Source organism: Lysinibacillus sp. GW823-FHT02G10 (genome assembly GCF_058797135.1).
In genome coordinates, this window is sequence record NZ_JBXAJI010000001.1 from 677,716 (window position 1) to 689,300 (window position 11,585).

At 38.7% G+C, this 11,585-nt stretch carries 11 protein-coding genes; 5 read left to right on the plus strand and 6 right to left on the minus strand.

All coding sequences use genetic code 11. The features are described from left to right. Positions 1–61 precede the first annotated feature (61 nt). Positions 62–253 carry a hypothetical protein gene (locus AC1RFD_RS03355; protein WP_103117810.1) on the minus strand — a complete coding sequence of 64 codons (192 nt, stop codon included), beginning with the start codon at positions 251–253 and terminating at the stop codon, positions 62–64. A 482-nt stretch (positions 254–735) separates the two neighbouring features. On the opposite strand from AC1RFD_RS03355, the gene AC1RFD_RS03360 reads away from it, so the two are divergent. Continuing rightward, a complete protein-coding gene (locus AC1RFD_RS03360) occupies positions 736–2,640 on the plus strand; it encodes an endonuclease MutS2 (protein WP_054550843.1) in 1,905 nt (634 codons plus the stop codon). A gap of 40 nt (positions 2,641–2,680) precedes the next feature. Here the strand turns inward: AC1RFD_RS03360 and AC1RFD_RS03365 are convergent, their stop codons facing one another. Then, complete coding sequence (locus AC1RFD_RS03365) at positions 2,681–3,934, minus strand: helix-turn-helix domain-containing protein (protein ID WP_404804137.1); 1,254 nt, start codon at positions 3,932–3,934, stop codon at positions 2,681–2,683. Between the two features lie 121 nt (positions 3,935–4,055). On the opposite strand from AC1RFD_RS03365, the gene AC1RFD_RS03370 reads away from it, so the two are divergent. Beyond that, a complete protein-coding gene (locus AC1RFD_RS03370; RefSeq protein WP_048390190.1) occupies positions 4,056–5,351 on the plus strand; it encodes an MFS transporter in 1,296 nt (431 codons plus the stop codon). 36 nt (positions 5,352–5,387) lie between these two features. Here the strand turns inward: AC1RFD_RS03370 and AC1RFD_RS03375 are convergent, their stop codons facing one another. From AC1RFD_RS03375 to AC1RFD_RS03390, 4 genes are all read right to left on the minus strand, one after another. Continuing rightward, positions 5,388–6,104, minus strand: coding sequence for a LutC/YkgG family protein (locus AC1RFD_RS03375; protein WP_048390192.1), 717 nt, complete (start codon positions 6,102–6,104; stop codon positions 5,388–5,390). Beyond that, complete coding sequence (locus AC1RFD_RS03380) at positions 6,104–7,531, minus strand: LutB/LldF family L-lactate oxidation iron-sulfur protein (protein WP_347723039.1); 1,428 nt, start codon at positions 7,529–7,531, stop codon at positions 6,104–6,106. The genes AC1RFD_RS03375 and AC1RFD_RS03380 overlap by 1 nt, the downstream gene beginning before the upstream one ends. A gap of 15 nt (positions 7,532–7,546) precedes the next feature. Next, entirely contained in the window at positions 7,547–8,263 is a 717-nt protein-coding gene (locus AC1RFD_RS03385) for a (Fe-S)-binding protein (protein ID WP_066038255.1), read from the minus strand. 137 nt (positions 8,264–8,400) lie between these two features. Further along, positions 8,401–9,132: a FadR/GntR family transcriptional regulator gene (locus AC1RFD_RS03390; protein ID WP_048390198.1), complete on the minus strand. Its 732-nt coding sequence runs from the start codon at positions 9,130–9,132 to the stop codon at positions 8,401–8,403. Between the two features lie 513 nt (positions 9,133–9,645). Here AC1RFD_RS03390 and AC1RFD_RS03395 point away from each other — a divergent pair. The 3 genes from AC1RFD_RS03395 to AC1RFD_RS03405 are packed head-to-tail and all read left to right on the plus strand — an operon-like array spanning position 9,646 to position 11,297. Further along, complete coding sequence (locus AC1RFD_RS03395) at positions 9,646–10,356, plus strand: cytochrome c biogenesis CcdA family protein (protein ID WP_016995208.1); 711 nt, start codon at positions 9,646–9,648, stop codon at positions 10,354–10,356. A 52-nt stretch (positions 10,357–10,408) separates the two neighbouring features. Next, positions 10,409–10,777: a response regulator gene (locus AC1RFD_RS03400; RefSeq protein ID WP_009374189.1), complete on the plus strand. Its 369-nt coding sequence runs from the start codon at positions 10,409–10,411 to the stop codon at positions 10,775–10,777. A 25-nt stretch (positions 10,778–10,802) separates the two neighbouring features. Next, a complete protein-coding gene (locus AC1RFD_RS03405) occupies positions 10,803–11,297 on the plus strand; it encodes a CcdC family protein (RefSeq protein ID WP_004229470.1) in 495 nt (164 codons plus the stop codon). The last annotated feature ends 288 nt before the right edge of the window (positions 11,298–11,585 follow it).

Consider the following 11,585-nt stretch of genomic DNA (forward strand, 5'->3'; position numbering starts at 1 on the left):
ACTTTTTTATTTCTTATCGGATTGGGCTGCTGGATTGTCTGCTATTTTGTTTAATCGTATCTTAAAGATCGATGAGGCTAACAATGAATAACTCATTCACCGCTGCTTTATATTGCGCTAAATGCAAGACTGCATAATGAAAGCCCCTAGCGTTTATTTCACCACTCACAGTTGATGTGGCAGAGGCTGTAGGGATTATAAAAATAAATAAGAAAATGAAGGTAAACAGGCAATGGGGAGTCTTTTGTTGCATTTGGGTACTCCCTCCAAATAGAGTCTTTTTGATAGATTCGACAAAATAGGAGAAAACCTTTTGAAGGTAGGTACCTTTACTTTCCTGTTAGCATATAGTAAAATGTCAATAATTAGATAACAATGATCAATTAATGAGAGGTGCTTTTTGTGAGTGCGGTAGGTTCTAACTAGGTAAAAATTGAATGAAATAGTGGCGATGACGACAGCAGGGGATACATGTTATAAACACCCCTTATTTTGTCATGGATCTATTTCAACAACCTATGTAGATACCTACAATACTTTATTAAGCGTGGCAGATAGGATAGAAACTTCAATTAGCTGAAGTTTTATTTGTGATGCCAGGAAAACGCGCCTTTTAAAGATAGAGCTGTGGGGATTCCTCACAGCTTTTTTATTTTGTTTAAACCATCATTGCTATCTATTATTGGGTAGGTATCTTCATGTATGATAAAACATTACAATGAGGAGCAAAAAGAAATGAATAATACTACACTTGAAAAATTACAATATCATGAATTAAAGGACATCGTTAAATCCTATTGTGTCAGCGGGTTAGGAAAACAGCTTTTAGATAAATTAATGCCAAGCTCAAACTTAACAGTGGTAAAAAATCGGTTGAATGAAACAACAGAAGCTCGTGCAATATTGGATGCAGAGGGGCATGTTCCGTTTTTAGGGGTATCGAATATTGAGCATATTATGACAAAGCTTGAAAAGGGAATGCTTCTAGATCCCAGTGAGCTAGTGAGTATCTCTGATTTTTTACGAGGCTGCCGCAATATCAAAAAATTTATGTTAGATAAGGCATTTTTTGCGCCTGTTCTTTCCTCTTACGCTCATTCTATGGCTGAATTTAAAAGCGTGGAGGAGGAAATTAATTTTGCGATCAAAGCCAATCGTGTAGATTCGGCTGCTAGTCGTGAATTAAAACGCATCCGACATCATATGGAAACGACAGAAGAAAAAATTAAAGAACGTTTAACGAAATTTTTAAATAACAGTGCTAATAAACCGTATATTCAGGAATTTTTTATTAGTCAAAAGGATGATCGCTATACGATTCCGATTAAGGCGACCTATAAAAATCATGTACAGGGTACGGTCGTTGAAATTTCCTCCAAAGGGGCAACCGTTTTTATGGAGCCAAGTGTTGTCGCTAAATTAAATGTAGAATTAGCTACCTTAAAGGCTGAGGAAGCCGTGGAGGAATACCAGATTTTAGCGTCTTTATCAGGGCTATTGATGGAACATCTTCATGCCATCACCATTAACATGGAGTTGATTAGTCAATATGATATGGTTTTTGCCAAAGCGAAGTTCAGTAGACAAATTGGTGGTAGGGAGCCACGTATAAATGATTACGGTTATATTCAACTAATCAATGGTAAGCATCCATTACTACCAGGAAATGCGGTACCCCTTCAATTTTCCATCGCGAAAGACTACCGTAGCTTAATTATTACAGGTCCAAACGCTGGTGGGAAAACAGTTGTGTTGAAAACCATTGGCCTCTTAACATTAGCTACGATGTCGGGCTTCCATATTGTAGCGGACGAAGGAACGGAAATGGCTGTATTTGATCATATCTTTGTTGATATTGGCGATAATCAAAGTATAGAGAATGCACTTAGTACGTTTTCTTCTCATATGAAAAATCTTTCCGATATTATGAGAGCTGCTAATAATCATACACTCTTACTGTTTGATGAAATTGGCAGTGGAACAGAGCCAAATGAAGGAGCTGCACTAGCCATTGCGATATTAGAAGAATTTTATCAAATGGGCTGTATAACTGTGGCAACTACACATTATGGTGAAATTAAACGATTTTCTGAAATGCATCCTGATTTTATGAATGCGGCAATGCGCTTCCATGCTGATACATTAGAGCCTTTGTACCAATTACTCATCGGCACCTCTGGAGAAAGCAATGCCTTATGGATTTCTAAAAAAATGAATGTCCGCGAAGGTGTTTTACAAAGAGCAAAGGATTATATAAATAATAAACAATATCAACTGACGATCGTTCAGGACAGTAAAATTCGAAAGCCTAAAGAAGAGAAAAAAAGCTTGGCAGCGGCTTATACATTTGCAAAGGGGGATCGTGTGAAATTATTGGACTATGATGATGTGGGATTGGTATATGAAGAAATGAATCCGTACAATAATGTCAGCGTATTCTATCAGGGGCAAATACTAGAGGTGAATGTAAAGCGGCTTGCCCTTGAATTACCTGCAACAGAGTTATACCCTGAAGGCTATGATTTAGAGACATTATTTGTAGACTATCAGGATCGGAAGCTTCAGCACGATATCGAACGTGGGTCGAAAAAAGCGTTACGCAAGATCCATAAACAAATAAAGAGTGATCGTCAGCAATAAAAACAAGGGATTGCACAGCCTCGTGCAATCCCTTTACTAATTAAGTTATGGAATCAATCTGTGCCGTAATCGTTCGATAGACTTCCTCAATTTTTCGTTTATAGGGCAAATCCACTAAATCCAGTGAATCTGTATAGGCCATTTTTGCAATTTCATAGGCTGTTGTTAGCTCACCAAAATGTGCATAGCAAAGGGCTTTATAGGAAAAGCATTCATTTAAGCTTAAAATATCATATGGATGATTAATATAGATCGGTCTGTGTTTATACTGTTCGAATGCAGCCTTCGCCTCCTCATATTGTCCAAGTAAATATAAGGATTTTCCTTTTTCAGCATAGTAAAAGTTTGGATCTAGCTTGTCTAAATAATCATCGTGTCTAAGCTGATAAAAACGTTCTATTTCCATCAGAGCCTGCTCATAATTATTGCTGTAATTATTACAATAATGTGCCTTCAATACAAAAATAAAAGCATCAACCTCAACACGTTCAGCAAATGCCTGATATTGCTCCAGTTTCATAAACATATGATTGGTTTGTTCAAAATCACGATCAATCATGGCACAATAGGCACCAATTCTGTACATATTATCAATCTGATAGAACAATTGGTTTTTATGAGCATTGGCAATCGTCTCTTGAATTAATTTTTTCCCTTCCTCATGCTCACCAATTGCAAGTTGGAAAATACTTGTATAATAAGTCATTAATAAGGCATCACGAGAATCGAGCTGATAGTCCTCTTGTTCGATAATTTCCTTTGCCTGTAAGATACGATCGTACGCCAATGTATATTGACGTTTTGCTGCTAAAATAGCCATCTCGAGGATAAAGGTTTTGAACCAATGGCTGAGTAAATTAATTTCCTTAAAAATAGTGCGGGCTTGCTGAAGCGGGACTTCCCATGTTGTTAATCCAGCTTCATACTGGGCATCTGCGTAAATATACAATAAACGGCCAGCTTCATAACTTTGAGGCAGGCCCTCCACAGACGGCTTAATTAAATCGACAATTTCTTGATGATGATGAGCATCACCACGTTTTACTTCTGCAAATAAACTTTCCACCTGCTCTAATAGCTGGCGTATGGAGGATGGGGTTACTTCTTCCAGTAATTCACTAGCTTTTACACCTAAACGTTCAGCAATATAGTCAAGGCTTTCCATAGAAGGCTTAGCCTTATCATTTTCTATTTGGCTTAACATTCCTTTAGTTAGACGATCACCGGCAAGTGCCTCTAATGTTAATTTTTGTTCTTTCCTTAATTTGCGAATTCGTGTGCCTAAAGAGTCCACTGCCTCGCCTCCTTTTGTTTAATTATATTAAACTTTCGCTTGCATGAAAAGAGGGAGCTGTGGTATATTTTGTTTAACATAATTAAACTTTTTAATTTAGTTAAATAATGGAGGGATTTAGATGAATGAAGCGGAAAAATTAAAAAAGGCGACCTATCACTTATGGACGTTCACGGCGAGTAAAATGATTGCCATGTTGGGTGCAAACGTCATGGCATTCGGTATTAGCTTGTATATTTTAGCGATGACTGGGTCGGCAATGAGCTTCGCTACCAATATGATTTGTTCAGTATTACCCCGCGCACTTGTGGCACCCTTAGCAGGCTATGTCGCAGATAATTTTTCAAAAAAACGCACAATATTAATAGCACAGGCAGGAACCATTTTGACAGTAGGGGGATTACTGCTTTATACAGAAACAGTAGGAATGTCCGTTTATGCTATATACATAGCTACTGTTTTTAATACTATTTGCTCAGCCTTTTCTGGTGTAACGTTTTCATCAGCAATTGCCACACTTGTCAATCCAGAGAGATTACAACGTGCGATGTCATTTAACCAAATGTCAATGTCCGTAGCTGCAATTGGAGGACCAGTCATTGGTGGTATGATGTATGGATTTTTTAATATGGATGTATTTTTAATGGTGAATATGGTGGCCTATGCGATTGCCTTTTGTTTAGAGGCAACAATGGATTTTAACCTTTATAGTACAAGAGGGGAAGATACGAAAAAAGAAAAGATGTGGGAAGGGCTGAAAAGTGGTTTTCATTATATCAAGCAACGTAACGTCATTAAGACCATTATGTGGGTAGCATTGTGGATCAACCTATTCTTTTCTGCCATCGCTGTTGGAGGAACGTACATCATTATTGAATTGCTAAAAGTAGAATCCACACACTTTGGCTTTATTGAAGCGTCTGGTGCATTAGGTATGCTCTTAGCATCCCTTTATTTCGCAACAAGATCTGAAGTAAAGGTACCTTTACGCTTTTCGAAAATCAGCTTATTACTATTGGCGGGAAGTGTTGGCTTAGCAGTCATCCCTTTAGTTACTGATTTTTCCTATATAGCTATTGTGATCTTCTATCTCATCATTTACTTTATTTTCGCAATTTTCGAAATGGGGATTAATATGCCCATCGGGGTGTATATGCAAAAAATCATTGCGGAAGAGTACCGTGGGCGTGTTTTTGGGCTAATGGAGACGATGGCGATGTCCATGATGCCGATTGGTATGGTAGTCTATGGCATGTTATATGATACATTACCAGCAACTATTATTTTACCAGTAACGAGTGTCATTATTATTATCATTTCACTTGTGATGCTGCGCTCATCTATTTTAAAAGAGGCACATCCAGAGTATTATGAAAAAGCAGCTCTCCCAGAAGGTGTTGCGAACACAACAACTTAAAAGAACAGGCATGCGGTGAAATGCATGCCTGTTCTTTTACTGATCATCAATAACAATATAGGTTGCTTGAATAGGGCCATGGACACCAACGATAAGAATCATTTCGATATCGGCTGAGTTACTTGGTCCCGTAACAAAGTTGATACAGGAAGCAATTTTTTCACCCTGACGGATTTTTTCACTAATCCAACGAGCTGCCTGTGTCATACGAGGCACAATTGTACTTTTAGGAATGATAATGATCGACTTTTCAGGTAAAAAGCTAATGCTTCTCCCTCTATCTTTGCTACTAAAAAGCACGGCAGTCCCCGATTCTGCTAACGTCATTTCACTAATTGTCACGCCAATATTTGCTTTTTCAGCTTGACGGATATTTTCCTCAGGTTGCTGTGAATCCCATTCATAAAGCTGAATATTGGCTTGTGGCCATCGTTCGTTCATAAGTGCAGATAATCCGTAGTCCTGGAACCGTTTATCCTTCCATGTAATAACAGACTGACCTCCATACTTGTCAACAACGTCCTGTAAATCCTCTGGAAGTGTCGCAGTATTAGAAATGACAATATTGGTATGGATGTTGGCACACTGCTTAATTAATATTTCCACCAATTCATCCTTTGTCGCATCTTTGAGCACACGATCTTGTGGCTGATACTGCCAAGTTGGTCGTGGTAGTTTTGTCTTAGGCGAACGTCCGAGCTGCTTCGCAATATTTGCTAAAAAGGTTTCTCGACGCTGAATCATACCAGTCATTATTGCCCGCCTCCTTTTGGACGATGCTTCATCCAGTCTCTAAAGCTGTCTTTACTTGGTGCAGGGAAATCCCTTGCCTCAGTCCATGCTTTTAATGGGCCTGGACCATTAGAAATAGTCTTGTTTTTGATAAATGGAGACATGGCAGGTGCAGCCATTTTTGTCGCCATTTTATAAAGGGTAGGGGAGGAAGCCCCTAGACCAAATGCCTTCATTAAAAGCTTTTCAGAGATAGGTGCCTTGCCCTCATTTTCAACAATGACCTGACGATGGCGATGAATGAGCTGATGTAATGGAATTTTAACAGGGCAAGCATCTGTACAAGCACCGCACAATGTAGAAGCATAGGGCAGTTCTTTAAAATCATCGTAGCCTCCTAAAAGTGGAGAGAGCACAACACCTACAGGTCCAGAGTAGATAGAGCCATACGTATGCCCACCAACATGACGATAGACAGGGCAAGCATTAACACAGGCAGCACAGCGAATGCATTGTAAAATAGGCTGGAATTCACTACCTAAAATAGCCGAGCGTCCATTATCAACAATAACTAAATGAAATTCCTCTGGTCCATCCGTATCCTCTTCGTCCTTTACGCCTGTTAATGTTGTAATATAGCTCGTTAGCTTTTGACCGACAGCACTTCTTGTTAATAAACTAACAAGGACCTCCATTTCTTCAAATGTAGGAACTATTCTTTCCATTCCCATAACTGTGATTTGTGTTTTTGGTAGCGCTGTTACTAAATCAGCATTGCCCTCATTCGTAACGAGTGTAATCGATCCACTTTCAGCAATAGCAAAATTACAGCCTGTAATACCAATATCGGCTGTTAAATATTCCTGTCTTAATTTTTCACGTACATAAAGGGCAAGTTCCTCTGGCTTTTCTGTTTGGCTGTAGCCTTGTTTTTCCTTAAAAACATCTCGAATTTGCTCCTTATTTTTATGCAAGGCTGGCGCCACAATATGCGAAGGGGGCTCGTGATCTGCCACCTGCAAAATATATTCACCTAGGTCTGTCTCAATCACTTCACAACCAAGCGCTTCTAAAGCCGTATTTAAGTTAATTTCTTCTGTCACCATTGATTTGGATTTCACAATTTTTGCCGCATTTTTCTTTTTAGCAATGCTTTGAATATAGTCGGTTGCTTCCTGTGCAGTTTGCGCAAAGAACACATGCCCACCTCGTTTGGCAACATTTTCACTTAATTGATAAAGATAATAATCAAGATTTGCTAAAACATGCTTGCGAATTTCCTCTCCATGAGAACGCCATTCTTCCCAATGTCCTAATTCCTCTGCTTGTTGAAGGCGACGTGTTTGAAAACGTTCTTGGGCACTCGAAACCGCACGACGCATAAACTGATTATCTAGCTCTTTCGTGACACGTTGTTGAAACCGATCATCACTTGTTTTCATGGCCATGTTTATTTCCCCCTTTTATCGGCAATTTAACACTTCTGCAATATGCATCACTTTAATTGGCTTACCCTGACGTTGAATGCGGCCACCGATATTCAATAAGCAGCCTGCGTCAGCTCCTATCAAAATGTCAGCGCCTGTTTCTTCCACATTCAGTACTTTTTCATTGACCATTTCTCCAGAAATATTGCCCATTTTAACTGAAAATGTACCACCAAATCCGCAGCATCGATCCTTACCAGGGAGATCCACATAATGCAAGCCCTTGACGTTCTTTAATAATTGGAAGGGTGCCTCTGTTACACCAAGTAATCTTGTCATATGGCATGACGTATGATAAGTAGCTTTACCTTCTAGATACGCTCCAACATCTTCTATCTTTAATACGTTGACAATAAACTCTGTGAATTCATAGGTTTTAGCTGCTAATGCTTGCGCTTTTGGCTCCCATAGGGGGTCTCCTTTAAAAACTTCTGGATATTCCTTCAACATATAAGCGCAGGAACCAGAGGGAGAGACTACATATTCAGCATGCTCAAAGGCTGTGATCATTTTTTTCATCGCATTTTTCGATTCTTCGACATAGCCGCTATTGTAAGCAGGCTGTCCACAGCAAATTTGATCCTCTGGAAAGTCGATGTCACAGCCAAGTCTTTCTAATACTTCAACAACTGCTTTTCCCACATCCCCTTGAAACATATCCACTAAGCAAGTGGCGAATAGTGTGACTTTCATATTCATCGCTCCTTTTGTAAACAACTGGTCATCTGATGACTTGTCAATAATTTAATCTTACAACAAATTTGAAAAAGTGAAAACGTTTTTTTATGAATTTTCAGAAAAGAAAAACTACCTAGCTTGTACTAGGTAGTTTAGTGTGAATTGGATTCTGTTGTTTCGAAATATTGTAATAGCACTTTTTCAACGTTGCTTAAATGAGATGCCATTGCATGTTTGGCTAGCTCTTCGTTTTGCTGTTTAATCGCGAGGAAAATCTGCATATGTTCATCATATAATTGTTCGCTCGTTGTTTTTTGTGAATACAACCAAATTCGCCGTGTCTCTTTCATCGTTTCGATCATTAAACCAGAAATTTGATCTAAAATTGTAGTAAGTAGGGGGTTTTGAGAGGCATTGGAAATAGCTGCATGAAATTGATAATCTGCTTTTTCACCAAGCTCGCCATCACCATGTGCCTGCTTCATATCCTCTAAAATTTGTACCATTGCCTGAATATCCTGATCTGTACGTTGGAGGGCTGCACGTCCTGCCGCTCCCACTTCAATAATTTTGCGCACTTCTAGTAAATGAGCAATATCCTGTTTATTCGTTAACATAGCGGTGGATAAAGGAAAGTCAAGCTGATGGGCTGGCACACTTTTGACAAACGTTCCAGAGCCTTGTTTGATTTCAATCAATCCCATTGCTTTTAATGCAGATAATGCCTCCCGTACAGCGGAACGACTCACTTGTAATTGCTCCGCAAGCTGCTCAACTGAGTCAAGCCGATCACCTGGCTTTAGGACACCAGCTCTTATTTTTTCATGCAAGATTTCGGATACTTCTTCATAGATCTTTTTTGGTCTAATCTTTCTTAATTCCAATGGCTACACCTCTTTTTTTCGCTCATTTGCTATCATCATTATACATGAAAATAAGTCGTTTACTCATGGTTTACCATGAACACTTTGTGTAGAGTAGAGGAATGTCGAAATTTAAAGAAATCATAATGGAAACATATAAACATATAATAAGGTCATCTGATGACTGTATATCCAGATGATTTAAAAGATGAGTGTAAAATAAATAGTTTCTTACTATAACATGGGCGTGATAGTGTCTATGAAAAACAGAAGCTTCTTTCAACATTAATGACAAGTAATCGACACTGTCAAGAAAAAGGTAGAAAAATTAGCTATATTCTTTTTGAAAAAGGGGGAAGAATGGCGGATTTTGTTGACAGAAAATCAACAGGAGCGCATAATGCAGAAGTAGCTTGGTGGGACTTCTCAAAAATCTCATCATTTTGCCATGAAACGTTCACAAACTAGAAGGGCGCTTTTTATTTTGTTTTTTGGTACGATGGATGCAGTAACTGTAAGGAGCGAATAAAAAATATGGGATCTGATATTAACGTATTTTTAGCTTTTGGTGCAGGGTTCTTAAGTTTTATTTCACCATGTACTCTTCCACTATATCCAGCATTTTTATCGTACATAACGGGTATGACATTAGATGAGCTAAAATCAGAAAAAGGTATGCTACAAAAACGTGCCATTTTCCACACACTATTCTTTTTACTAGGCTTTTCCATTATCTTTATCATTATTGGACTAAGTGCTTCATATGCAGCAGAATTCTTCCTAAATTATCAAACATTATTACGACAGGTTGGGGCTATTTTAATCGTCGTATTCGGTTTAATGATTGTGGGATTATTGCAGATAGACTTCTTAATGAAGGATCGAAAGTTCCAATTTAAAAATAGACCATCTGGCTATTTTGGGTCTGTCTTAATTGGTATTGCCTTTGCGGCAGGCTGGACACCATGTACAGGACCAATCCTTGCATCGATTATCATGTTAGCAAGTACAAACCCAGGTGCGGGCTTTAGCTATATGTTTGCGTATTATTTAGGATTCGCCATTCCATTCTTCGTGCTATCTTTCTTCATTTCACGAATGACTTGGATTCGTACACACAGCCAGAAAATTGTAAAAATCGGCGGTTACATCATGATTGCCGTTGGGATTTTATTATTCTTTGATGGCTTAACGTATATTACACGCGTTTTACAGCCTATTTTCGGTGGATTTACAGGGTTTTAATTTGTTAAACTAAAGAGGCATACCGAACTTTAACGTGGAGGGAGATGAACATGTGCCTACAGTTTTAGTAGTAGATGATACGCTATTTATGCGTGTTGCAATCAGTAATATGTTTACAGAATGGGGCTATGAGGTAGTCGGTAAGGCAGTAAATGGTAAGGAAGCTGTGGCGATGTATCGTGAGTTACAACCAGATTTAGTCACAATGGATGTAACGATGCCCGTTATGACAGGTATTGCAGCCGTAAAAAAAATCATCCCAGAATTTCCAGATGCAAAAATCATTATGGTAACAGCATTAGGGCAGCAAAAATTAATCGTAGAAGCGATTGAGAGTGGGGCAAAGGATTTTATTACAAAGCCTTTCGAGCCAGAACGATTAAAGGCTGTTGCTGATCAATTACTTGGACAAAATTGTTAATTAGACATTAGAGGAGGATTTTTTTATGTTAAGCAGCATCCCTTCTCACTATTATGTTATAGGGTCGACCATTATGGCCATTCTTATGGGGAGCTTTGTGATGGTCATACGAATGAGAGCTTCCAAAATGCCGACAAATGAGAAGAAAATTATTATTCCACCAATAGCGATGTCCTCAGGTGCACTGATGTTTTTATTCGAGCAATTCCGTGTACCACCAATGCAAATCTTAGAGGCGGCAGCTGTAGGAATGGTATTCTCGACAATATTAATTGCTACTTCTAAATTTGAAGTAAAGGGTCGAGATATTTATTTAAAACGTTCAAAAGCATTCGCTTTTATATTAATCGGATTGTTAATATTCCGAGTGGTGGCGAAAATGATTTTAAGTAGCTCCATCGATGTCGGTGAATTAGCAGGTATGTTCTGGATATTAGCCTTTGCCATGTTAGTACCATGGCGTATCGCAATGCTAATCCAGTTTAAACGCGTCAAAAAAACAATTCCAAAACTACACTAGTGCTGAAGCTAGTGTAGTTTTTTTATGCATTTAAGCGCTGGAGGAACTGGATAGCCTTATAAAAGTGACGGATAAAGCAGCAAAGCGCGGATAGAAGTCCAAAAAAAGAGGATAAAGCTTGCAAAGTGCAGGATAGCCTCATAAAAGTGGCGGATAAAAATTCAAAAGTAGAGGATAGAGCAGCAAAGCGCGGCTAGAGGTCCAACTAAAGAGGATAAAGCTAGCAAAGTGCAGGATAGCTTCATAAAAGTGGCGGATAGAACCTCAAAAGTAGAGGATAGAGCAGCA